The following is a 23,462-nucleotide window of genomic DNA, read 5'->3' on the forward strand; positions in this document are numbered from 1 at the left end:
ATTATTTTGAATCTGTTGCTAACATCACTTGCACTGTATCTAACATGCGGTTGGCAAAGCCCCACTCGTTGTCGCACCAGCACAACACTTTAATTAAACGTTTATCGGCGACCCGAGTTTGGGTGCCATCAACAATGCTTGAGCGCGGGTCGTGATTAAAATCGATCGATACCAGCGGCTCATCGGTGTAACCTAGCACGTTAGCATAAGCGCCCTGTGCGGCCTCTGCTAATACTTGATTAACCTGCTCTATACTCACCTCAGCATGCACAGTTACACTCAAATCCATAGCTGTTACGTTAGTGGTTGGCACCCGTACCTGAATAGCCTCAAACCGTCCGGCAAATTTCGGCAAGATCCGTTCAATGCCGCGCGCTAATCGAGTATCGACAGGAATAATCGAGCGCCCAGCAGCTCGAGCTAAACGCGGATCAGTATGGTAAGCATCAATCACTTGCTGATCATGCATGGCTGCGTGAATGGTGGTAATTGCACCACTGTCGATACCAAAGGCCTGATCTAAAACAGCAATGACCGGCACAATACAATTGGTCGTACAAGAACCGTTCGAGACCCACTGATGGTCAGCCTTGATGGCTTGATGATTCACGCCATAAATAGCAGTAAAATCGAGATCTGCAGCACCAGGCTGTGAAAACAGTACCCGCGGAATGCCTTGCTGTTGATACGCAGCACCATCGCCTCGAGTACCAAATACGCCAGTACAATCAAGCACGGCATCTAACTGCAGCGCTTGCCACTCGAGCTGTTCTAACTGAGCTGCAGAAGAAACCACAATTCGATCCTTGGCCACCTGCAAACTTTGATCTTCTGCAACACTAACCTGCTCGCTGAACCGGCCATGGCTGGTATCATATTTGAGTAAATGAGCCATACTGGCAACTGGTGCTAATTCATTGATGGCAACCACCTGCAGTTGGTCACGATAGCCGCGTTCGTACAAGGCTCGCAACACACTGCGGCCAATACGCCCAAACCCATTGATAGCAATACGTTTAGGCTGGCTTGCCGATGCGCTCAACAGCTCGGTTAGGGGTTGGCTCATGCTGATAATAGCTCTTGTGCTTGGTTCACAATATTCTCTACCGTGAAACCGAAGAACTTAAACAAATCACCGGCTGGAGCAGATTCGCCAAAGCTGGTCATGCCAACCACGCGGCCTTGCAGCCCTACATACTTGTACCAGTAATCAGCAATACCTGCCTCAATAGCAATTCTACGGGTTACCCGAGCAGGTAACACCGACTCTTTGTAATCGGCACTTTGTGCGTCAAACAGGTCGGTACAAGGCATAGATACTACGCGTACCTGTGTTCCTTGCTGTTGTAATTGCTGTGCTGCTTGCATCGCTAGTTCAACTTCTGAGCCCGTTGCCAGCAAAATCAAATCAGCCGGACCAGCGCTATCAAGGAGGATATAACCGCCTTTCTCGATCGCCGCAACCTGCTCCTCGGTACGAATTTGCTGAGCTAAATTTTGACGACTAAAAATCAAAGCGCTAGGGCCATCGGTACGCAATAAAGCCGCTTTCCAAGCAACCGCAGACTCAACTTGGTCACACGGGCGCCAGGTACTCATGTTTGGGGTCATGCGCAAACTCGCTGTTTGCTCTACCGGTTGGTGCGTTGGGCCATCTTCGCCTAAACCAATTGAATCGTGAGTGTAAACAAAAATACTGCGTTGCTTCATTAGCGCAGCCATACGCACCGCATTACGTGCATATTCCATAAACATCAAGAAGGTAGCGCCATAAGGTACAAAACCACCATGTAACGCAATCCCATTCATGATTGCCGACATGCCAAACTCACGGACCCCGTAATAGACATAGTTACCCACGGCATCATCAGCGCTCACACCTTTAGCGCCGCTCCAAAGCGTCAGGTTTGACCCAGCTAAATCTGCTGAACCACCAAGCAATTCTGGCAGCATAGGGCCATAGGCATTCAATGCATTCTGCGAAGCTTTACGACTAGCGATAGCAGCTGGCTCCGCTTGTAAACTAGCAATATAGGCATCCGCTTGGGCGGCAAAATCGGCCGGTAACTCGCCCGCTAAACGACGTTCTAGTTCTGCCGCCAGCTCAGGGTAGGCTTGTGCATACGCAGCAAAGGCTTGTTGCCATTGTTGTTCGGCGGCCGCACCTGATGCTTTAGCAGACCATGCAGCATACACATCGGCGGGAATTTCAAACGGCCCGTACGACCAACCTAATTGCTCCCGTGCCGCAGTAATTTCATCGGCACCTAATGGCGCGCCGTGGCAGCTTTCTGTGCCTTGTTTGTTGGGCGCACCAAAACCAATAATGGTTTTGCAAATAATTAGCGTAGGTTTATCTGTTACCGCTTGGGCAGCATGAATAGCCGCTTTGATAGCTTCGGCATCGTGACCATCAACATCGGCAATCACATGCCAGTTGTACGCATGAAAACGTTGCTCGGTATTATCCGTAAACCAGCCTTCAACTTCGCCATCAATAGAAATGCCATTATCATCATAAAAAGCAATCAACTTACCCAGGCCGAGAGTACCAGCTAACGAGCAGGCTTCGTGTGAAATACCTTCCATTAAACAACCGTCACCTAAAAAGGTATAGGTGTAGTGGTCGACAATGTGGTGCTGTGGACGATTGAATTGTGCCGCTAAAACTTTTTCAGCTAAAGCCATACCTACCGCGTTGGTAATCCCTTGTCCCAGTGGCCCTGTTGTGGTCTCAACTCCAGGCGCATAACCGTACTCAGGATGGCCCGGCGTTTTTGAATGTAACTGACGGAACTGCTTAAGATCGTCAATGCTGAGATCGTAGCCACTGAGGTGTAACAACGAGTAGATCAGCATCGAGCCATGGCCGTTAGACAGCACAAAGCGGTCACGGTCGGCCCAATTGGGGTTGGCTGGATTATGTTTAAGGAAGTCGCGCCATAGAACTTCAGCAATATCGGCCATACCCATAGGTGCGCCAGGATGGCCTGAATTTGCTTGCTGAACCGCATCCATACTAAGGGCACGGATAGCATTGGCAAGGTGCTTACGCTCAGATACTGCTGTAGTCATAACAAAACCCCGAATTAGCTGGTAAGAATATTTGCACAAAAGGTGCGCGTATTGTCCACAATTCGGGGCTTGTAAGCAAATTAGATATCAGCGCGTAAGGCTTCAGCGCGGTCGGTTTTCTCCCACGGGAACTCCGCGCGGCCAAAATGTCCATATGCAGCGGTAGCTTGGTAAATCGGACGCTCTAAATCTAACATCTGAATCAACCCATACGGACGTAAATCAAAATGCTTACGCACTAAGGCAATCAGTTTCTCTTCGCTGTAAGGACTGGTACCAAAGGTCTCCAAACTAATAGAGGTTGGTTCAGCCACACCGATAGCATAAGAAATCTGGATTTCGCAACGCTCAGCCAAGCCTGCTGCGACAATATTTTTCGCCACGTAACGAGCGGCGTAAGCGGCACTACGATCCACTTTAGAAGGATCTTTACCCGAGAACGCACCACCTCCATGGCGTGCCATACCACCGTAGGTATCAACAATAATCTTGCGCCCTGTAAGACCACAATCACCCATCGGGCCACCAATCACAAATTTACCCGTGGGGTTGATAAAAATTCGTTCTTGGCTGGCTGGGAACCATTCGACGGGCAACACCGGCTTAATGATAGTTTCAATCACCGCTTCGCGTAACTCAGCTTGACTGATTTGTTCGTCATGCTGAGTAGACAACACCACGGTATCGATACCTACTGGGCGGCCGTCTTCGTAAATAAAGGTTAACTGGCTTTTAGCATCCGGACGTAGCCAGCTAAGCTCACCACTTTTGCGAACTTCTGCTTGGCGTTGTACCAATCGGTGTGCGTAAGTAATAGGTGCTGGCATCAACACATCCGTCTCGTTGGATGCATAACCAAACATTAAACCTTGGTCACCAGCGCCCTGCTCTTCTGGGTTCGCACGGTCAACACCTTGATTGATATCAGGTGACTGTTTACCAATGGCATTTAATACAGCACAAGATGAGCCATCAAATCCCATATCTGAGTGAACATAGCCAATCTCACGTACGGTATTACGAGTAATTTCTTCAATATCCACCCAGGCACTGGTCGTAATTTCACCACCCACTAACACCATACCGGTTTTAACGAAGGTTTCGCAGGCCACGCGTGCACGCGGATCTTGCGTTAAAATCGCGTCTAATACCGCATCTGAAATTTGATCTGCGATTTTATCTGGATGACCTTCAGAAACTGATTCTGATGTAAATAAGTGCTGTGCCATTGCTACGTTTCTCTATAAGTGGACGATATACAAAACTGAACAAAAAAGTGGGCGTAGTTTACCTAAGCTTCGCCCACTTTTCCACATTTAGACGTCTAAAAGTCTTTATTTCTGTTTCAAACTTGCCATGTCGATAACAAAACGATACTTCACGTCGCTTTTCAACATCCGTTCATAAGCTTCGTTGATGTTATCAATATCAATCATTTCAATATCAGAAATGATGTTGTGCTCGGCACAAAAATCCAGCATCTCCTGAGTTTCCGCGATGCCGCCAATTAACGAACCGGCTAAGCTACGACGTTTCGCAATTAAATTGTAAACGGCTGGTGACGGGTGCGCTTCAGCTGGAACCCCAACTAAAGTCATGGTGCCATTTAAGCGTAATAAACTTAGATACGCGTCTAAGTCATGGGGCGCCGCTACTGTATTAAGAATAAAATCAAGTTGATTGGTCCAAGCCTGCATTTGCTCTGCATCCTTGGAAATCACCACATGATCGGCACCTAGGCGCTTGCCATCATCAATCTTGCTTGGCGACGTGGTGAACAACACCACTTCTGCACCCATGGCTTTGGCAATTTTAACAGCCATATGGCCTAAGCCACCTAAGCCCACTACGCCAACCCGATGGCCTTCAGTTACGCCCCAGTGGCGCAACGGTGAGTAGGTTGTGATACCTGCGCACAATAAGGGTGCAACACCGGCTAAATCAAGATTGTCAGCTACTTTAAGCACAAACTTCTCGGTGACTGTGATGCGATTTGAATAACCACCAAAAGTTTGCCCACCGGAATGTTTGTCTGCACCATTGTAAGTACCTACAAACCCGTTATCGCAATACTGCTCGTAACCCGCATCGCAATTGGCACAACTTTGGCAAGAATCGACCATGCAGCCGACACCTACGGTATCGCCCACTTTAAATTTACTAACTTGGTTACCCACCCGTGTTACTTTACCGACAATTTCGTGTCCCGGTACACACGGAAAAACTGTCCCACCCCACTCATTGCGGGCTTGGTGTAAATCTGAGTGACAAACGCCACAGTATAAGATGTCAATTTCAACATCAGTTGCGGTTGGGTCACGGCGTTCAAATTCAAAATATTCTAAGGCTTGATCAGCGGCTTTTGCTGCATATCCAATAGCTTTTGGCATGTAAAACTCCTAATCTTTGTTGTAAAGCAAGGCTTCGTTAACGGTTTGCGTCAGCGGGTGATAACCCGGTTTAGCTTGCTCGTACACGGCTCTAGCCCACTTTAAGTTATCCGGTGTTTTGGCTAACTCACGGTAAAGCGGGCTGACTAATTTGTTGCGCCCAATAGTTAGCAAGTAACTACGCAATCTATCGCGAGCTGGTTCATATTTTTTAATGATGGAGAGCTTTAACCAAGCATGAGCAATTTCACTATTTTGAATACTGGTTAAATTAAACTGACGATCCAAGCGCGCCATATTGTCAGCAGAAATATCGAGCGGCAGGTTATTGATAAAATGTAACCATTCATGCGTGGTCCAGCTGTCGGTTTGTAATGCGCCGCCTTTGAGCCAACGATTCATTTGCTGCTCAACTTTCGCAAAGGCATCTGACTGCGGTTTAGGTGCATCCTCCGGTAACCCTGGCTGATGGATCCATTCATTAATTTTATCCATGCTTACCACTTGCGGATGCTTTGCCAGCAGCTCACGTTGTAGATAAGCCTTAAACTGCGCCGTAGAAATACTCTGAAAGGCAAAGTCATCAAAATACTGGCGTAAAAACTTATCAAAGGTTTCGCGGCCGAACTGTTCTTCTAAATACATCAAAAACAATTGGCCTTTCACATAGGGTACCTGCGAGAACACATCATCTGGATGGCGAGTACCTAAATCGATATTAAGAATGGTGTCATTCGGCTCCAGCAGTTCTAAGTTTGCCAACAAGTCTTGGTATCCTAAAGCCTGTTCCATCACTGCTCGCTCAGTACCGAATAAAGCTTCCATAATGCGGTTTTCAACGTAGCTGGTAAAACCTTCGTTAATCCATAAGTCGCGCCAGCTAGCGTTCGTCACTAAATTACCTGACCAAGAATGGGCCAATTCGTGCGCAATCAGGTTGATGAGGCTACGATCGCCAGAAACTACCGTGGGTGTTATGAAAGATAAGCGTGGGTTTTCCATCCCGCCGAAGGGAAAACTTGGCGGTAGAATCAATAAATCATAGCGATCCCAGCGGTACGGACCGTACATGGCTTCAGTAGCTTCAATCATGGCAGGGGTGTCAGCAAATTCCCATGCAGCTTGGTCGACAATGTATTGCTCTGCAAACACCGCGACTTTGTCGCTAATGGCTTGAATAGCAAGATCACCGGCAGCAATCGCAATCAAATAAGGCGGAATAGCTTGCGGCATACTAAAAAAGTACTCACCGTCGCGATTATCACTCAAACTATTGTCTGCACTCATCACTGCTAGCAAACCTGCTGGCGTTGTTAAGCGGGCATTGTAGGTGAGTCGCAGCGCTGGAGTATCTTGAATAGGAATCCAGCTACGTGAGTGAATCGGCTGAGATTGGCTAAACATAAACGGATGTTTTTTCCCAGCCGTTTGTGCTGGCGTTAGCCACTGTAGACCACTGGCAGTGGTTGCTGTGTGATAGTGAATTCTAACCTTAGTGGCAGTGCTACCGATATCAACGATCAATTCTTGTCCTAGGCTTGGATGAACGTCGCCCAAACTAAACTTGGTTGGCTGCCACTGATCATGTTGCCAAATTTCTGCTTTGTCGATAGTGAGCTGGCTCGAATCTAAATACAGCAAGTTACTGTTACTATGACGTTGCAGACTATACTCAGCAAAACCACGTAGCTGTTTACGATCAAAATCTATCGCTAAATCAAGTTCTAAATGTGGGGTCGATACTTCATCTAAACGCGCATAACTGTGCGCATCTTCGGCTGCTGCAGTGCTTGAAAATAGCCCGACAATAGCCATAGCTATGAACAAAAACCATTGCTTACTAAACAACATAGATAACTCTCCAATAATCACACGTGCTTCATGATCGACTGCGCAGCCAACAAAATCAAATATTTTCCCGCTGCCAATGGCGCTTTTGCAGTGCTAAGATAACCGCCAGATGATTTTATTTTGATAGTTTAGGATACCAGCGACCTATGCGCATTCCGCGAATTTATACTTCTAGCGAGCAGCCGTGGACGGTTGGCAACGCTATTACCTTAGCAGAAGATGCGGCTCATCATGTAGGTAAAGTCCTGCGCATGACCGTAGGCCAGCAGTTGCAGCTCTTTAATGGCGATGGCAATAACTACCTGGCTGCTCTCACTTTGGTAAGCAAAAAAGAAGTACAGGCAGAAATCCAGGCGGTGCAGCCCAATCCTAGCGAGTCGGCGGTTTCGATCCATCTAGGGCAAGGTATTTCACGCGGCGACCGGATGGATTTTGTGCTACAAAAATCAGTCGAACTGGGAGTGACTAAAATCACGCCACTGTTTACCGAGCGTTGCGGTGTTAAGCTCAGTGGCGAGCGTTTGGAAAAAAAGCGCCAGCAATGGCAAAAGATCGTTATCGCTGCCTGCGAACAAAGTGGCCGTAGTAGCATACCCGAGGTGTGTTTACCGCTGTCACTAGCGCAGTGGTGTGAGCAACTTACCGCTGGCCTTAGGTTAACTTTAGACCCCTACGCTACGACTCCGTTAGCGCAGTTAAATCCGACAGCAACGACTGATGTGAGTTTGCTGATAGGTCCCGAAGGCGGGCTCACAGAAACGGAAGTTGGTGTCGCACAAGCTTATACATTCCAACCGGTAAAACTAGGACCACGAATTTTACGTACTGAAACCGCAGCCTTAGCTGCCATCACCGTTATTCAATACCAATTTGGTGACCTGGCCTAACGCCGGTGTTGCTGTTAATGGAGGTTTTATGAAACTAGCCATGATTATGGACCCAATCGCCCAGGTCAAGACATATAAAGACACCAGCTTTCGGCTCTTGCTGGAGGCTCAAGCTCGTGAGTATGAGTGCTTTTATTTAGAAATGAGTGACCTATCGATTGTGGCCGGCGAGCCCATGGCCACTGTTCGACAAGTGACGGTGCGCGACCAAGCCGAAGATTTTTACGATCTTGAACCAGCTAAAGAGGTGCCGTTGGCTGAGTTTGATATCATTTTGATGCGCAAAGATCCGCCCTTTGATACCGAATATGTGTACGCTACTTACATTCTAGAACTGGCTGAGCGACGTGGCGTATTGGTTGCCAACAAACCACAAAGCTTGCGCGATTGTAACGAAAAGCTATTCACAGCTTGGTTTAATGAGTTAACTCCTCCTACGATAGTCACCCGGCGAGCGGAGCAGATTCGGGCCTTCCATCAGCAACATCAAGATATCATCCTGAAACCACTGGACGGCATGGGTGGAGCCTCTATTTTCCGAGTCGGTGCTGACGGTAATAATCTTGGGGTCATTATCGAAACCCTCACCGACCACGGCAAACGCTTTGCCATGGTGCAACGTTATTTACCGGCTATTAAAGATGGCGACAAGCGCATCCTTATCATTGATGGCGAGCCTATGCCATACGCATTAGCTCGGATTCCATCAGCCGGCGAAACTCGCGGTAATCTTGCCGCCGGAGGTAGCGGTCGACCACAACCTTTGAGTGAATCCGATTGGGAACTAGCCAAAGCCGTGGGGCCTGAACTAAAACGCCGTGGCTTATTGCTGGTTGGGCTAGATGTGATTGGCGACCGTATTACAGAAATAAATGTCACCAGCCCCACTTGTATGCGCGAAATTGAGGACGCATATTCTATTAACATCGCCGCCAAAGTATTTGATGCTATTGAGCGCCAGCTAGGTTTGTGTTGAGGAGTAGTGAGTTCATGGAAACACTAGAGAGTTTACAGAATCACTTTTTAATTGCCATGCCAACCATGGACGACCCTTTCTTTGCCCGCTCAGTGACTTATATTTGCGAGCACAATAAAGACGGGGCTATGGGTTTGGTGATTAATCAGCCGGTTGAACTTAGTGTGGAAGATTTACTCACCAAACTAGAAATCGTGGTGCCTGATAATAGCCCCTCGTTGCAACGCCCCGTATATTCTGGCGGTCCCTTAGCCCAAGATCGCGGCTTTGTGCTGCATAGTCCAGATCATGACTGGCGTAGCTCAATTAAGCTCAGTGACGAGTTGAGTATTACTACCTCTAAGGATATTTTAGAGGCGATGGGAAAGGGGTTCCCCCCTGAAAAGTTCCTGATGACACTGGGCTATGCTGGTTGGGATGCGGGTCAGCTTGAAGAAGAACTAGCCAGTAATAGCTGGTTAACGATTCCTGCCGACCCAGATATTTTGTTCAACACTCCCAGCAAAGAGCGTTGGCAAAAAGCGGTGGCCAAACTTGGCATCGATTTGTGGCAATTAGGTCCGGATGTAGGCCACGCATGAGCCAGGTTCTTGGTTTTGATTTTGGCACCCACAGCATTGGCGTGGCAGTTGGCCAAGCCATCACAGGAACAGCCTCACCACTGGCAGCCCTGAAAGCCAAAGATGGTCAACCTAATTGGGATTTGGTTGCCAAGTTGATCCAAACTTGGCAACCAAAACTCCTAGTGGTTGGCCTGCCATTAAATATGGATGGCAGCGAACAGCCGCTGACGGATCTAGCTCGTAAGTTTGCTAACCGCCTGCATGGTCGCTTTGGCTTGCCGGTAGAGCTGCAAGATGAACGGCTAACCACGGTCGCAGCCAAAGAGGAACTCTTTGCGCGTGGCGGCTACCGGCAATTACAAAAAGATAAAATTGACAGCGCCGCCGCCCAGTTAATTTTAGAAGACTATCTTAGTCATCAAAGCTGAGTCATCCAAGCTAAGTCATCAAAGCTAAACCTAGTCGCGAAAGATGCATTCCTGCCATTACAGATTTTCTTCTGCGTATTGTGCTAAGGAGCTTCTTACAACCCCATTTAAATTAATCGTCGCGCTGCCCGGGTAATCTTTAAAACGCTCTACAATATAGGTTAAGCCCGAGGTTACTGCGGTCAGATAATAACTATCAATCTGCGCCAAATTACCAGTACATACAATTTTAGTGCCCGTACCACACCTAGTTAGCAAGGTCTTTAATTGTGAAGCTGTTAGATTTTGCGATTCGTCGAGTATTACAATTGCATTTTGAATACTGCGACCACGCATAAAATTCAAAGATTTAAACTGAATGTTCGCTTTGTTCATGATGTAGTTCATGCTGGCTTCCATGCTTTCATCATGTTTGTGCAAGACCTCTAACGAATCTGTAATAGCTGCTAGCCACGGGGCCATTTTCTCTTCTTCTGTACCTGGCAAATAACCAATAGATTCAGCAATTTCTGGGGTATTTCTGGTCACGATGATTTTCTCATAGGTGCCCTGCTCGACCACAAGTTCTAGAGCAGCGGCCAGTGCCAACAAGGTTTTTCCACTGCCGGCAGGCCCAGTTAAAATCACCAAGTCAATGTGAGGATCTAACAGTGCATTCAAAGCCATCGCTTGATAAATGTTCTTCGGATGAATGCCCCAGGCGCGATAACTCATCATGCGTTCAAAACCCAGATCTTGCAGCCGTACACGGTCCGTATCATAGGCTACGACCTTGGCGGCAAAGTGCTCGCTATCATCAATTAAATATTGGTTTCTAAACACATGTGGCAATAACTTACGGTCTATTTCATGAAATGTTTCTCGCCCCTGCTGAACGCTCGTGACCTCGCCTACGGATTGCCAAAAATCACCGTCTATTTCAACAAAACCTTTGGATAAGAAACGAATATCATCAATCAACTGGTCGGTACGATAGTCTTCGACATAATTAACTCCGGCCCCCTTAGCCTTTAAGCGCATGTTGATATCTTTGGTCACGAGCACTACTTTGGTGTGCTGATGCAGCGCTTGCAACGCTAATGCAGACTGAATAATGCGGTGGTCGTTCTCTTTTAGGTTTAATACCGCATCTTGTTGCTTTAATTGGTAATCCGGATAGATAGCTAACGTGCCTTGGGCATGATGAGCACCTTGCATTCGATTCAACGGCACCCCAGCTAAGATCTGTTCAGGCGTAGCTGCTTTTAACGCATCTTCTAACGACCGAATAGCTAACCGCGCTTCACGACTGACATCTTTATGACGATCTTTGATGTTATCGAGCTCTTCTAGCACCACCATCGGAATAATCACGTGATGCTCTTCAAAGTTTAAAAAGGCAAGGGGTTCATGTAGCAGAATATTTGTGTCGAGTAGGTAATATTTAGCGGGGGTTTCGGTCATGCGCACCTCTGCGTTGATGTTATCAAGGTAAGTACTATCACCACGAGCTTGCTTTTCTAAGATTAGCGCATCTTTTATGAAAATCATGTGAACATTCAAATAATTTTAGTTACCATGTGCGCCCTTTTTTATGCGGTCAATATTCCGCTATGCTGTAAAGGTCTTTCAACACTATGGTAACTGATGTGGTAACTGATGTGGTAACTGATGTGACAACCGCCGATTTTGCAATGGGTCAACGCTGGTTAAGTGAAACCGAAATGGAACAAGGCTTGGGAGTGATCACCCAAGTGCAAGACCGCACCGTCGCGGTACTGTTTCCTGCCACCGGCGAAATGCGCCACTATGCCCGCCGCGATGCGCCACTAGCGCGCTACCACTTGCTGGTTGATGAACGCGGTCAACACGCCGATGGTTGGTACTTTCGGGTAACCGAGGTGACTGTGCAAGATGGTGTCATCAACTATCAGGCGCAACGTGAAGATAACGGTGACACTGTGGTTATCGCCGAAGTGCACCTAGCGGCCCAAGTGGCGGCCAATCACCCTTTAACTCGGATCTTGGCTGGTAAGGTCGATCGGCTCGATTTGTATCGGCTACGTCACCAAGCACAACAGTATTTACAGCAATGGCAGCAAAATCCAGCTGCGGGGTTACTCGGGGCCCGTGCTGATGTTCTTGCCCATCAGATTTTTATTGCGGCAACTGTTGCCGATCGCTTCAATCCACGAGTGCTCTTAGCTGATGAAGTGGGCCTTGGCAAAACCATTGAAGCCGGCTTGATTTTGCAGCGCCGTTTGCTGACAGGTCGCAGCGAGCGAGTATTGATTGTGGTACCTGATAGCTTAGCTCATCAGTGGATTGTCGAACTGTTACGGCGCTTTAATTTGCGTTTTAGCTTGTTTGATCAAGAGCGCTGTGAACAGGCAGCGCTAGATGCCGATAGCGTGTTTGCCACTGAGCAATTAGTTATCGTACCGCAATCCCTACTTACCCATAAGTTCTGGAGCTTAGAGTTATTGGAGGTAAACTGGGATTTACTGCTTGTTGATGAGGCTCATCAACTGACCCCAGCTACCCCTGCGTTTAGCAAATTAAGTGAGCTTTGCGAAGCGATTGGTTCGGTCATTTTGCTAACCGCCACCCCTGAACAAGCGGGAGCCGAAGCTCATTTTGCTCGGTTACAATTACTTGATCCGGATCGTTTTAGTGATTTCGCTAGTTTTCAGCAAGAGCAGCAGCATTACCAAACACTGGCCCCCCAAGCCGCTGCCTTAGCGGTCGCTGGCAAAGATGCCGAGCTGGACCAATTATTAGATCACTACGGTACCGGCCGGGTCATGTTTCGTAATAGCCGCAGTCATGTTGGACAGTTTCCGCAACGCGTCTTGCACCCACAGCGACTCACGCCCGAGCAGAACAAGCTAGACTGGTTAATCGAGCTACTGAAGCAGCACAAACAGCAAAAGTTTGTGCTTATTTGTCGTCACACAGATCAGGTCTTGTTATTACAAGAACAATTGCGAGTAAAAACTGGCATCCATGCAGCTGTGTTTCATGAACAACTCACGTTACTAGAACGCGATCGAGCCGCAGCCTATTTTGCGAGCCCTGAAGAAGGCTGCCCCTTATTAATATGCTCTGAAATCGGTAGCGAAGGACGAAATTTCCAATGTGCTCAGCATTTGATTTTGTTTGATTTACCTAACCATCCTGATCTGCTGGAGCAACGAATTGGCCGTTTGGATAGGATTGGCCAGCAAGATACCATTCATCTTCATGTGCCTATTGTTGCCGATAGCGCCGAAGCCGCACTCTTTGCTTGGTATCAAGCCATGGATGCTTTTAACCAACCGAATGCGGTCGGAGCTGCCATCTATGACCAGCTACACGACCAAGTGCTAGCAGCTAGCACTATGACTGATGCAGAAGGTGAGGATAATCAGCTATTAGATGAGCTCATCATTGCCACCGAGACTATGGCGGCAGATTTGCGCGAACAAGTGCAAGCAGGTCGCGATCGCCTGCAAGAACTGAATGCCTGCCGACCGCATCAAGTACAACCCGTGCTAGATGCCATTTGCGCTGCTGATGACTATCAAGCCTTACAGGCATTCATGGAGCAATTCTGGGACCGGTTTGGTATCGACTATGATGCGCTCAACGACAGTAGCGGTTGGTTACGTCCCACTGAACAGCTGCGTGTGCCTATCGCGGGATTACCAGAAGAGGGCGTGACCGTTACTTTTGCGCGCGGTTATGCGTTACAGCACGAAGACGTGGAGTTCTTAAGTTGGGACCACCCGTTTGTTCAACAAGCACTGGAGTTGCTAAGTTTCGATAGTTACGGCAGTACCTGTGTTGCACAACTCAAAAACCGTGCTCTACCTGCCGGCACTTGGTTTATTGAACTGCAGTTTGTCAGCACTTTAATGGCACCAAAAGCGCTACAAGCCCATGAGTTTTATCCGCAACAGCGAATTCGCGTGCTCTTAGACAGTCAAGGCCGCGACTTGACTGCTAAGGTTGCCGCCGCAGGCCTAGACAAACAGTTATTGCCGCTAGATAAAAAGCAAGCTCGAGGGCTATTGAAGCAATTGCGCGGCCCTTGTCAGCAAGCAATCAAAACGGCTTGGTCACCAGCCGAACAAGCACAATCTAGCTTTGTTGCTGCCGCGGCAACCGCTGTCGAACAGCAATTAGCGCAACAGCTGGCCCGCTTAGAGCAGTTGCAACAACACAACCCATTGGTGCGTGACTCAGAAATTAATGCAGTGCGAGAGCGTCGCGAGCAATTACTGCAAGCACTGACACAGCCTGTATTACAATTAGATGCAGTGCGAGTTATGGTGAATATTCCAGCATGACTTTGCTTACCTATAACCCGCCACAGCACCCTTTTCTAGACATTGTCTATCGAGACGATGATGTGGTGGTTATTAACAAGCCAAGTGGATTATTGAGTGTACCTGGCAAAGACCCAGCTCATCGCGATTCAAGCTGGGCGCGGCTGGCTTGGGTGTTTCCCGATATTAGAGTCGTACATAGGTTGGATATGGCGACTTCGGGCTTACTGGTGTTTGCTTTGCATAAAACAGCCCAAGCTCATTTACAGCGTCAATTTGAACAACGTCGAGTCTACAAACGCTACCTTGCCGAAGTCTGGGGAGCCTTACCAGCCATGGCCGGGGCTATCGATCTTGCCATGCGTTGTGACTGGCCCAATCGCCCCCGGCAAATGGTTGATTTAAGTCTTGGTAAACCAGCCTTAACTTTCTACCGATTGCTGGCCCAGCGCCAGCAGCAACAGCAGCTGATTAGCCGGGTAGAGTTGGAACCTTTTACTGGGCGGTCACATCAATTAAGGGTGCACATGCAGGCCTTGGGCACCCCTATTCTGGGAGATAAATTCTACGCTCATGAGCAGGCCTACGCAGCTGCTGAACGCTTATTCCTGCATGCGCAACAGCTCGGCTTTTTTCAGCCAAGTAGTCAGCAATGGCTGAGTTTTACTGCCTCTGCTGACTTTTAATCAGCTCATAAGCCGCTTGAATTTCTTGGGCTTTTGCCTGCGCTGACTCTCGCATTTCTGGTGGCAACCCTTGCGCCGCCAGCTTGTCTGGATGATGTTTCGACATGAGTTTGCGATAAGCCTTTTTCACTTCAGCGGCATTGGCGCTGCGTGGTACCCCCAGTACGGCATAAGCATCGTCAAGTTGGCTAGCACTACTGCGAGCGTTGCCTGCTGCTCCTTGCCGCCCACCACGAAAGCGTTGACCGGCTTGCGCCATCTGCAACAACATATCAAGTTGCGCTTTATGAAAGCCAAGGCTTTGGGTTATCCGCTGTAGTACTTGATACTCTGCTTGGTCTACTTGACCGTCAATCAAGGCTACCGTTAGTACTTGTTCCAAAAAGAACTGAAGTACATCGCGGCGCCAAGCAAACTGTTGCTTAAACTGCTGCACCCGCTCGTTTAACGGGTAGTCAGCTTGTTTACCTTCGCGAAACGCAGCTTGTGCGCGCACTTTAGCATCTTCGGATAGGCGCAAATGCGCCATCAACTGGCTTATATAGCCAATATCTTGCTCAGTAACTCGGCCTTTCGACTTTGCAAGATGCCCAAGTACCGCAAACAAAGTATCCAAAAACTGCTGATGATTGGCAGGGTTACCCCCTTGCTTCATATTCTTTTGTAATGCTTGATCAAACCAGTGGCCGACCATCACACCAATCACAATACCGACCCAGCGCAACAGCAAAAAGCCGAAAAAACCACCTAAAACTTTACCCCAAATCATACTGGCTCCTGTAATTGTGCTAAACGTTCGGGGGTACCCACATCGGTCCATGCCGCCGTTATGTAACTACCATATAAGGCTTGTCGCTGAATCGCTTGTTCAAATAACGAGCGCAGTGCGAGCACCTGCTCACTACCGGCTGGATAAGCTGCAAACAAACGCGGATGAAACAAGCCCACACCGCTGTAGGTTAACCTATTTGATGCATGTGCGTCAGTGCTTAATAACCCTGAGCTAGCTAGCGCAAAATCCCCTCGCGGATGATGTACGGGGTTTGCTACTAACAACAAATGCGCGTCCGCATCAGCCTCTAGCTGCCGCGGTAAATTGCCGAAATCTAAGTCCGTAAAAACATCGCCATTGATCACCCAAAAAGGTTCATCGCCTAACCATGGCAGCGCTTTGATAATGCCTCCGGCAGTTTCAAGACCGCCCGGTGGCTCAGCCGAGTAACAAAGACGTAAACCAAACTGGCTGCCATCTCCCAACTGCTGTTGTAACAGATGCCCTAACCAGGCATGGTTAATCACTACCTGTTCAACTCCTAATGCTGCTAGTTTCTCGAGGTGGTACTGAATCAGAGGTTTACCTCGTACTGCTAACAGCGGTTTAGGTATTGTATCCGTTAATGGCTGCATCCGTTTACCACGACCGGCAGCCAAAATCATTGCTTTCAAGCTGATAACTCCTGTAACGCGGGTTGTATGGCTCGCGCCAACCAGCGTTGATACTCGCTAAACTCTGGATACAAGCCTGCAATATCATGCAGATAACCCACGGTACGCGGAATATCGGCTAAATACCCGGCTTTACCGTCACGGTGATAAAGTCGTGCAAATATCCCAGCGGCTTTGGTATGTCGCTGCAGTCCCATCAAATCGAACCAACGTTGCCATTGAGCTGCCGACACTTGTTGAGAAATAAGGCCTTGTTGCTGCAAATGCAAGTATAAGTACTGGCTCAATTCTCGCACTTGCGCCAGCGGCCAGCGCACATAGCAGTCACGCAAAAGGCTCACAGCATCGTAGGTGATAGGCCCTACTACCGCATCTTGAAAGTCGATAAAGGCCAGATGTTGTGGCCCCACGACCATGATGTTGCGGGCATGAAAATCGCGATGCACACCCACTTGTGGCTGCTCTAACGCATTGGTAACCAAGCTATCGCAAAACTCTTGCCATAAAAGCTGTTCTTCGCGGCTTAGTTTTAGTTGCAGGTGTTCACTCACTAGCCAGTCATGAAATAGCGCTAATTCGCGCCGTAATAGCGCTTCATCGTAACAAGGTAAGGGCCCAAGTTCAGTGCTAGTGACTGGCATCAAGGCTATTAAATCCTGCAATGCCCGCTGATACCACACGCTCATGTTGGTTTCTGTTAACTCCGAGAGCAGTAACGTTGAACCAAGATCCGAGAGCAACATAAAACCCTGCTCTTGATTTGCTGCAATCACCTCGGGTACCGTCACACCTGCGGCTGCATAACTGGCTGCTATCGCCATAAATGGCTGCAATGATTCTTGCGGCGGCGGTGCATCCACCGCAATTAAGCTACGCTGACCATCACTGGTTCTAAAGTAGCGTCGAAAACTGGCATCCCCTGATACCGGTTGTAAACGTCTTTGCGCATGCCCGGTGATAGACTCACACCAAGCTTGCAGTGCTATTTCTCGTTGGTTTTCCACATGAACCTCATGGCAACTGATTGGTTTTTACAGAATATCAAGTGTAGCAAATGGCGGCCGAATAAAAATTGCTTTATCATACCCTGCACATTGTGAAGGATAACTCGGAATCAAAGTTACATGAGTAAATTGTTACAGACATGGGTTTGGGCGATAGGCCTATGCAGCATTGCGCCAGTATGGGCGCAATCGGCGCAACCCAAGCAACCCTTGCCGATGGGTGTCTGTCCGTTGCCGACCGAGTTATTTCAACCCCCCATAGAGCCGATTGCAAACTTGCCCAAAGGCGCTATCGGCGTACGCTCAGAGCGTTCTGATCTAGATTATCGCACCGAGGTTGCCTCATTCTTTGGTGATGTTGAAGTACAGTTGGATAACCAACAACTGCGTACCGAACAAGCGCAAATTAATCAGCAAAGTGGTGCTATTAACGCCAGTGGCCGCACGCGCTACACCAATGGTTACGTGCAAGTAGAATCAGAAAATTTTCGCCTAAACTCAGCTGAAAACCAAGCTTATATTAGCGGCGCTCAATATCAATTAGTAGCATCTGGGGCGCGTGGCAAAGCCGATATTTTATCATTATCGCCACAATCGGTACGATTAGAAGGCTCTACTTTCACCACCTGTCCAACCACGGACCCGGCCTGGCAGTTAAGCGCTCGGACCATTTCTTTAAATGAAGACGAAGCTTTTGGGGAAGCTTGGCATGCCAAATTTGAATTATTTGGCGTACCTGTTGTGTACATACCTTACATGAGCTTTCCGATTACCGATGAACGTAAATCTGGTTTTCTATTTCCAACCGTGCGTTCATCGCAAAAAAATGGCTTTGAATTAGAAGTACCTTATTACATCAATATTGCTCCGCATATGGATGCAACCATCACGCCGCGCTACATGGCCGAACGCGGCTTGCAAATGCAGGGCGAATTTCGCTTTCTTACAGCAAGCAGTCGCGGCCAATATAATCTAGCTTTGCTGGAGAATGATAGCAGTCGTACTGGTGATAATTCGCGTTTCTTATGGCGCGTAGAACAAGAACATACTTGGGGTGAAAATTGGCGTGCCTATGCCAATGGTACCTTTATCAGCGACGATGATTACCTCAACGACTTCGGTAGTGATTTTGCTGGCCGCGCCGATGCACAATTATATCGGCACGTGCAAGTGGATTATTTATCGGAGCAATGGCAGGTAACGCTACGCAGCGAAGACTTTGAGCTACTAGGTAACTTTCGTTCACCCTATCGAACTCTGCCGCAAATAAGCAGTTACTACACCTACACGGGCCCCTTTGGTCTTGATTTTGACGTCTTCTCTGAGCTTAGCCACTTTCGCAATCAGGAACTCAGTTCAGATTACGCCACTCGGCTGCATTTAGAGCCGCAAGTTCGTTTTTCACTTGAGCAACCGGGTTTTGATTGGCTGGCAGAGCTTGGCTATGCTTACACTTATTATGACCAGAATGAAGATCTCGATCGAGGCCTGCTAGAAAACCCAAGCCGTGGCATGATGAATTTCCGCTGGCGCGGACGTTTGAATTTTGAACGCCAACTAGAAATTAACGGCGCCAGTTATCAACAAACCTTGCAACCGCAGATTCAATACTTATACACCCCTTATCGAGACCAAGCGGGGATCGGTATTTATGATTCGACGCTGATGCAAGACGACTACCAAGGCTTATTTAGAGCCCGGCGCTTTTCCGGACTAGACCGGATCGCCGATGCGAACCAAGTCGCCGTGGGTGCTTCTACCAGCCTATTCGATAGCCAAGCGCGTGAGCTTGCTCGCTTGAGCCTGGCGCAAATTTACTATTTTTCGGACAGCGAAACCCAATTGCTCGAACAACAAGGCGCCATCGCCGCCGATCGTTCAGATTTAGCCATAGAAACTCGCTTTAGATTAAACAATCGCTGGTATGTTGATAGTGCAATTCAATACGACATGGAACTGAATAGCACTCGTAAGAGTCAGACCTCGGTAGAATACCGTAAAGACTCGAAAAACTTGATGCAAGTAAGTCATCGCACCGTCACCAGTATTCTTGACGATAACATCGAGCAATTTGGTATGTTAGGTGTGGTTGAACTGAGCCCGCGTTGGCAGTTAGCCTCAAATTGGTACTACGACTTGCATCACAACCGTACCAACGACGCGCTGATTGCGTTACAGTACAGTGATTGCTGTTGGGCCATGCGTGTTAGCGCCTATCGCCGCATCGACCGCAGTTTTGAATTTTTTAATGGGCAACCGGTAATTGGCGAACCGGAATTTGATACCGGCGTGAGTTTCCAATTCATAATAAAAGGGCTGGGTAGTGATAATCAAAGTCTGCTAGATCTGCTCGAGCAGAGCTTGTTTGGTTATCGTCAACCATTCCACTTAAGCAACTAGGTAGTAAGTATTCATGAGTAAACTGGTTAAATTAGTCGTCGCAGTAGCATTCACAGCTGTTACATCCATGGCTGTAGCACAACAGGTACTTGACCGTGTTGCTGTGATCGTCAACGAAGGCGTCGTATTAGAAAGCGAAGTGCAACAACTCCTTCGCGAAGTTAAAAATAACGCTGCAAACAGAGATGCGCAGTTACCAGAAGACAGCGTCTTGCGAGTTCAAGCCACCGACCGTCTGGTGATGCAGCAGTTGCAATTACAAATGGCGAGCCGGATGGGTATCACTATTTCTGATACGCAATTACAACAGACTATCCAAAATATTGCCCGTGACGAAGGCATGAGTGTTGATGAGATGCGTGGCCGGATCACCGCATCGGGCACTCCTTGGGATGATTACCGTGAAAGTGTTCGTAAAGAAATCATCACCGGTGAAGTACAGCGTGCTGCGGTTCAACGTCGCGTGTACATCTCACCACAAGAAATCAGTGGTTTGGTTAATTTATTAACTGAAGCCAGCGAAGAAGAAGTGGAATACCGTTTAGGCCACATCTTAGTAGGTATTCGCGATGGTGCTAATGCTGACGAAGTTCAAGAAACTCGCGACCGCGCCGAGCAACTCCTGAAGTTACTCAATGATGGTGCGGATTTTGCCCAAGCAGCTATCACCTCGTCATCAGGTTCACGGGCATTAGAAGGCGGAGACTTGGGCTGGATGAACATCAACGCTATGCCGACCCTATTTGCTGAAGTTGTACGTGGTAAAAAGAAAGGCGAATTGGTGGGCCCGCTGCGTAGTGGTGTTGGCTTTCATATCCTCAAAGTAACCGATGTGCGCGGTGTTGAAGCTGTTGAAATTGAAGAAGTGAAAGTTCGTCATATTCTAGTTCAGCCATCGATTATCTTATCTGAGCGACGTACTGAAGAAATGCTCGCTGAGTTTCGTGAGCAAATTCTGGCTGGCGAGGCTGAATTTGCCGACCTTGCTCGTGAGCATTCTGCCGATCCAGGTTCTGCCGCTAACGGTGGCGAGCTAGACTGGAGTGAGCCAAGTATTTATGCCGAAGAGTTTGCTTACCGAGCGCGCACCCTGCCGGTTGGCGAACTAAGTGCTCCATTTAAAACTCAGTTTGGTTGGCACATTATGGAAGTAGTAGATAGACGCGTACAGGATGCTACTAAGCGCAGCCAAGAAAACCGCGCCTATCAGTTACTCTTTAGCCGTAAGTACCAAGAAGAATTAGAAAACTGGCAACAAGAAATTCGTGATCAAGCCTATATTGAAGTAGTTGACCAAGAAGGTTAGAGCTATGTCTGTGCCTCGTATTGCGTTTACTCCAGGCGAACCGGCCGGGATTGGCCCTGATTTAGCCGTGCGGTTAGCGCAATACGAATGGCCCGTGGCTTGGATAGCCATTGCTGATAGCAACATGCTGCAACAACGGGCTGCGGCATTGGGACTACCGCTACAGATTATTCCTTACGACCCTCACCAAGCTCCCCAGCCACAAGCCGCAGGAACACTAACCGTCTGTCATCTTGCCTGCGCTGCTAAGGTGATCCCACAGCAGCTTAATAATGCTAATGCCGACTATGTGTTGGCTACCCTAGCTCGCGCTGGACAGGGCTGTATGACCGGCGAGTTTGCGGCTGTTGTAACCGGCCCCGTCCACAAAGGCGTAATTAATGACGCTGGTATAGCCTTTAGTGGCCACACGGAGTTTTTTGCAGAACTAAGCCAGACGCCGCAAGTAGTCATGATGCTAGCAACTGAAGGCTTACGGGTTAGCTTAGTAACCACGCACTTACCTTTAAAAGAGGTTGCTGAGGCAATCACTTATGACAAAGTATTGCGCGTTATCGAAATCATTGATGCCGACATGAAGCAAAAATGGGGCTTAGCGCAACCACGCATTTTAGTCTGTGGGCTTAATCCACATGCCGGTGAACAAGGCCATCTAGGGCGTGAAGAATTAGACCACATTATTCCTGCGATTGCCGCAGCACAGCAGCAAGGTATTGCCGCGAGTGGCCCCTACCCTGCCGACACCGTATTTCAGCCCAGTTACTTAGCGCATGCCGATACCGTATTAGCGATGTACCACGATCAAGGTTTGCCCGTGCTAAAATACCAAGGCTTTGGTAACGCCATAAACATTACGTTAGGCTTACCCTTTATTCGAACGTCGGTTGATCATGGCACGGCCTTAGATCGAGCGGCAACAGCAAACGTAGATATCAGTAGCGCCAAACTCGCTTTAACGACGGCTATTGACATGGTAAATCGATGACAAAGACACATTTAGGACACCGCGCTCGTAAGCGTTTTGGACAAAACTTTTTACACGATGAGTTTGTGATTAATGACATTGTAGATGCCATTAATCCACAGCCAGGCCAAGCCCTGATTGAAATCGGTCCGGGCCTTGCAGCTCTCACTGAACCGGTAGTGGAGCGCAGTCAACACTTGACCGTGGTGGAGCTCGACCGTGACCTTGCCGATCGGCTTGAACAACATCCGTTTTTGGCCAGTAAGCTTAACGTATTTCGTGGTGATGCATTAAAAACCGATTTCCGTCAGTTCTATCAAGGCCAACCGCTACGCGTCTTTGGTAACTTACCCTACAACATTTCTACGCCGATTATTTTTCATTTGCTAGAGCATCTAGAAGTGATTGGCGATATGCATTTTATGCTACAAAAAGAAGTGGTAGAGCGGCTAGCGGCAGAGCCCAATAGTAAAGCCTACGGACGTATTAGCGTTGCTATTCAGCAAGCCTGTGCCGTAGAGCCGGTGCTGATGGTGCCGCCAGGAGCCTTTATTCCGCCTCCTAAGGTAGAGTCTGCCGTGGTGCGTCTTACTCCTTACACTGAGTCGCCTTACCCGGTCCACAGCCGTAGCGACCTACAAAAAGTCTGCTTGATGGCATTTAACATGCGCCGCAAAACCATCCGCAATAATCTCAAGCAGCTTTGCACTGACGAGCAATTAGAGCAACTTGGCATCGACCCTAATGCTCGCCCAGAAACACTCAGCGTGGCAGATTACTGTCGCTTAGCTAACTGGTATACGGAGCAACAACAAGCCCATGAGTAAGATTCTTATTTCTGTAACCACGCAATATTTAGCAGCACAATCGGTAGCTGCCGATGAGCAATATATGTTTGCTTACACCATTACTATAGAGAATCAATCGACCGAGACGGTGCAACTACTAAAACGCTCCTGGAAGATTACCGATGCCGAACATAAAATCACTCGAGTAGCTGGTGATGGCGTGGTAGGGCAACAACCACAATTGGCGCCAGGTGAAAGCTTTAGTTACACCAGTGGTACTGTGCTGGCGACTCCGATTGGTACCATGGAAGGCTTTTACACCATGAAAGGTAGCAAGGGTGAGTTATTCGACGTACAGATCCCTTCGTTTCGCCTTGCCATCCCCAATATCATCCATTAAGTAAGTCGC

20 protein-coding genes are annotated in these 23,462 nt (G+C 48.3%); 11 read left to right on the top strand and 9 right to left on the bottom strand.

The window, feature by feature from the left end:
• Position 1: 1 nt before the first annotated feature.
• The 5 genes from epd to ACQ661_RS06570 form a co-directional block, all read right to left on the bottom strand.
• Positions 2–1,066: an erythrose-4-phosphate dehydrogenase gene (gene epd, locus ACQ661_RS06550; protein ID WP_110075856.1), complete on the bottom strand. Its 1,065-nt coding sequence runs from the start codon at positions 1,064–1,066 to the stop codon at positions 2–4.
• The gene (gene tkt / locus ACQ661_RS06555; RefSeq protein ID WP_431667988.1) at positions 1,063–3,075 is read right to left on the bottom strand and encodes a transketolase; all 2,013 of its coding nucleotides are present in this window, start codon (positions 3,073–3,075) and stop codon (positions 1,063–1,065) included. Before tkt ends, epd begins: the two co-directional genes overlap by 4 nt.
• 80 nt (positions 3,076–3,155) lie before the next feature.
• Positions 3,156–4,304 carry a methionine adenosyltransferase gene (metK, locus tag ACQ661_RS06560; RefSeq protein ID WP_153826778.1) on the bottom strand — a complete coding sequence of 383 codons (1,149 nt, stop codon included), beginning with the start codon at positions 4,302–4,304 and terminating at the stop codon, positions 3,156–3,158.
• A 105-nt stretch (positions 4,305–4,409) separates the two neighbouring features.
• Positions 4,410–5,465 (bottom strand): NAD(P)-dependent alcohol dehydrogenase, encoded by a 1,056-nt coding sequence (locus ACQ661_RS06565; protein WP_431667989.1) that lies wholly within the window; start codon positions 5,463–5,465, stop codon positions 4,410–4,412.
• A gap of 9 nt (positions 5,466–5,474) precedes the next feature.
• Positions 5,475–7,316, bottom strand: a complete 1,842-nt coding sequence (locus tag ACQ661_RS06570; protein WP_153826780.1) for a M1 family metallopeptidase — start codon at positions 7,314–7,316, stop codon at positions 5,475–5,477.
• 146 nt (positions 7,317–7,462) lie between these two features.
• Between ACQ661_RS06570 and ACQ661_RS06575 the strand changes: the two genes are divergently transcribed.
• From ACQ661_RS06575 to ruvX, 4 genes are read left to right on the top strand one after another with little or no spacing between them, the layout of a single operon-like run.
• A complete protein-coding gene (locus ACQ661_RS06575) occupies positions 7,463–8,203 on the top strand; it encodes a 16S rRNA (uracil(1498)-N(3))-methyltransferase (protein WP_153826781.1) in 741 nt (246 codons plus the stop codon).
• Positions 8,204–8,231: 28 nt separating this feature from the next.
• Positions 8,232–9,179, top strand: a complete 948-nt coding sequence (gene gshB, locus ACQ661_RS06580) for a glutathione synthase (RefSeq protein ID WP_153826782.1) — start codon at positions 8,232–8,234, stop codon at positions 9,177–9,179.
• Between the two features lie 14 nt (positions 9,180–9,193).
• On the top strand, positions 9,194–9,760 hold the full coding sequence (locus ACQ661_RS06585; protein ID WP_110075863.1) for a YqgE/AlgH family protein: 567 nt from the start codon (positions 9,194–9,196) through the stop codon (positions 9,758–9,760).
• Positions 9,757–10,170, top strand: a complete 414-nt coding sequence (gene ruvX, locus ACQ661_RS06590) for a Holliday junction resolvase RuvX (RefSeq protein ID WP_153826783.1) — start codon at positions 9,757–9,759, stop codon at positions 10,168–10,170. Before ACQ661_RS06585 ends, ruvX begins: the two co-directional genes overlap by 4 nt.
• Positions 10,171–10,227: 57 nt before the next feature.
• Here ruvX and ACQ661_RS06595 read toward each other — a convergent pair whose 3' ends face one another.
• A complete protein-coding gene (locus ACQ661_RS06595) occupies positions 10,228–11,613 on the bottom strand; it encodes a PhoH family protein (RefSeq protein WP_153826815.1) in 1,386 nt (461 codons plus the stop codon).
• 173 nt (positions 11,614–11,786) lie between these two features.
• Here ACQ661_RS06595 and ACQ661_RS06600 point away from each other — a divergent pair, with 173 nt between their 5' ends.
• Both ACQ661_RS06600 and ACQ661_RS06605 read left to right on the top strand, forming a co-directional pair.
• Entirely contained in the window at positions 11,787–14,480 is a 2,694-nt protein-coding gene (locus ACQ661_RS06600; RefSeq protein WP_431667990.1) for an SNF2-related protein, read from the top strand.
• The gene (locus ACQ661_RS06605) at positions 14,477–15,145 is read left to right on the top strand and encodes a pseudouridine synthase (protein ID WP_431667991.1); all 669 of its coding nucleotides are present in this window, start codon (positions 14,477–14,479) and stop codon (positions 15,143–15,145) included. The genes ACQ661_RS06600 and ACQ661_RS06605 overlap by 4 nt, the downstream gene beginning before the upstream one ends.
• On the opposite strand, the gene djlA is transcribed toward ACQ661_RS06605, so the two are convergent.
• The 3 genes from djlA to ACQ661_RS06620 are packed head-to-tail and all read right to left on the bottom strand — an operon-like array spanning position 15,123 to position 17,595.
• On the bottom strand, positions 15,123–15,914 hold the full coding sequence (gene djlA, locus ACQ661_RS06610; RefSeq protein WP_431667992.1) for a co-chaperone DjlA: 792 nt from the start codon (positions 15,912–15,914) through the stop codon (positions 15,123–15,125). The genes ACQ661_RS06605 and djlA overlap by 23 nt on opposite strands.
• A complete protein-coding gene (gene murU, locus ACQ661_RS06615) occupies positions 15,911–16,582 on the bottom strand; it encodes an N-acetylmuramate alpha-1-phosphate uridylyltransferase MurU (RefSeq protein WP_313932838.1) in 672 nt (223 codons plus the stop codon). The genes djlA and murU overlap by 4 nt, the downstream gene beginning before the upstream one ends.
• Before the next feature lie 5 nt (positions 16,583–16,587).
• A complete protein-coding gene (locus ACQ661_RS06620; protein ID WP_431667993.1) occupies positions 16,588–17,595 on the bottom strand; it encodes an aminoglycoside phosphotransferase family protein in 1,008 nt (335 codons plus the stop codon).
• 120 nt (positions 17,596–17,715) lie between these two features.
• Here ACQ661_RS06620 and ACQ661_RS06625 point away from each other — a divergent pair, with 120 nt between their 5' ends.
• Genes ACQ661_RS06625 through apaG form a run of 5 tightly spaced genes read left to right on the top strand, consistent with a single transcriptional unit; the run spans position 17,716 to position 23,453 of the window.
• Complete coding sequence (locus tag ACQ661_RS06625) at positions 17,716–19,995, top strand: LPS-assembly protein LptD (RefSeq protein WP_153826787.1); 2,280 nt, start codon at positions 17,716–17,718, stop codon at positions 19,993–19,995.
• Between the two features lie 13 nt (positions 19,996–20,008).
• The gene (gene surA / locus ACQ661_RS06630; protein ID WP_153826788.1) at positions 20,009–21,301 is read left to right on the top strand and encodes a peptidylprolyl isomerase SurA; all 1,293 of its coding nucleotides are present in this window, start codon (positions 20,009–20,011) and stop codon (positions 21,299–21,301) included.
• Between the two features lie 4 nt (positions 21,302–21,305).
• Positions 21,306–22,286, top strand: coding sequence for a 4-hydroxythreonine-4-phosphate dehydrogenase PdxA (gene pdxA / locus ACQ661_RS06635; RefSeq protein WP_153826789.1), 981 nt, complete (start codon positions 21,306–21,308; stop codon positions 22,284–22,286).
• Complete coding sequence (rsmA, locus tag ACQ661_RS06640; RefSeq protein ID WP_110075873.1) at positions 22,283–23,092, top strand: 16S rRNA (adenine(1518)-N(6)/adenine(1519)-N(6))-dimethyltransferase RsmA; 810 nt, start codon at positions 22,283–22,285, stop codon at positions 23,090–23,092. Before pdxA ends, rsmA begins: the two co-directional genes overlap by 4 nt.
• Positions 23,085–23,453, top strand: coding sequence for a Co2+/Mg2+ efflux protein ApaG (gene apaG / locus ACQ661_RS06645; RefSeq protein WP_153826791.1), 369 nt, complete (start codon positions 23,085–23,087; stop codon positions 23,451–23,453). Before rsmA ends, apaG begins: the two co-directional genes overlap by 8 nt.
• Positions 23,454–23,462 lie beyond the last annotated feature (9 nt).

Origin of the sequence: Pseudidiomarina sp. WS423, assembly GCF_050750165.1 — a bacterium.
Taxonomy (GTDB): Bacteria; Pseudomonadota; Gammaproteobacteria; order Enterobacterales; family Alteromonadaceae; genus Pseudidiomarina; species Pseudidiomarina fusca.

Bases quoted from the DNA above. Each gene is read 5' to 3' on its own strand.
- ruvX (WP_153826783.1), top strand. From the start codon at position 9,757: ATGAGCCAGGTTCTTGGTTTTGATTTTGGCACCCACAGCATTGGCGTG.
- pdxA (WP_153826789.1), top strand. From the start codon at position 21,306: ATGTCTGTGCCTCGTATTGCGTTTACTCCAGGCGAACCGGCCGGGATT.
- rsmA (WP_110075873.1), top strand. From the start codon at position 22,283: ATGACAAAGACACATTTAGGACACCGCGCTCGTAAGCGTTTTGGACAA.
- djlA (WP_431667992.1), bottom strand. From the start codon at position 15,914: ATGATTTGGGGTAAAGTTTTAGGTGGTTTTTTCGGCTTTTTGCTGTTG.
- epd (WP_110075856.1), bottom strand. From the start codon at position 1,066: ATGAGCCAACCCCTAACCGAGCTGTTGAGCGCATCGGCAAGCCAGCCT.
- metK (WP_153826778.1), bottom strand. From the start codon at position 4,304: ATGGCACAGCACTTATTTACATCAGAATCAGTTTCTGAAGGTCATCCA.
- ACQ661_RS06575 (WP_153826781.1), top strand. From the start codon at position 7,463: ATGCGCATTCCGCGAATTTATACTTCTAGCGAGCAGCCGTGGACGGTT.
- apaG (WP_153826791.1), top strand. From the start codon at position 23,085: ATGAGTAAGATTCTTATTTCTGTAACCACGCAATATTTAGCAGCACAA.
- ACQ661_RS06600 (WP_431667990.1), top strand. From the start codon at position 11,787: ATGGTAACTGATGTGGTAACTGATGTGGTAACTGATGTGACAACCGCC.
- gshB (WP_153826782.1), top strand. From the start codon at position 8,232: ATGAAACTAGCCATGATTATGGACCCAATCGCCCAGGTCAAGACATAT.
- ACQ661_RS06585 (WP_110075863.1), top strand. From the start codon at position 9,194: ATGGAAACACTAGAGAGTTTACAGAATCACTTTTTAATTGCCATGCCA.
- ACQ661_RS06565 (WP_431667989.1), bottom strand. From the start codon at position 5,465: ATGCCAAAAGCTATTGGATATGCAGCAAAAGCCGCTGATCAAGCCTTA.
- ACQ661_RS06570 (WP_153826780.1), bottom strand. From the start codon at position 7,316: ATGTTGTTTAGTAAGCAATGGTTTTTGTTCATAGCTATGGCTATTGTC.
- surA (WP_153826788.1), top strand. From the start codon at position 20,009: ATGAGTAAACTGGTTAAATTAGTCGTCGCAGTAGCATTCACAGCTGTT.
- ACQ661_RS06605 (WP_431667991.1), top strand. From the start codon at position 14,477: ATGACTTTGCTTACCTATAACCCGCCACAGCACCCTTTTCTAGACATT.
- ACQ661_RS06595 (WP_153826815.1), bottom strand. From the start codon at position 11,613: ATGACCGAAACCCCCGCTAAATATTACCTACTCGACACAAATATTCTG.
- murU (WP_313932838.1), bottom strand. From the start codon at position 16,582: ATGATTTTGGCTGCCGGTCGTGGTAAACGGATGCAGCCATTAACGGAT.
- tkt (WP_431667988.1), bottom strand. From the start codon at position 3,075: ATGACTACAGCAGTATCTGAGCGTAAGCACCTTGCCAATGCTATCCGT.
- ACQ661_RS06625 (WP_153826787.1), top strand. From the start codon at position 17,716: ATGAGTAAATTGTTACAGACATGGGTTTGGGCGATAGGCCTATGCAGC.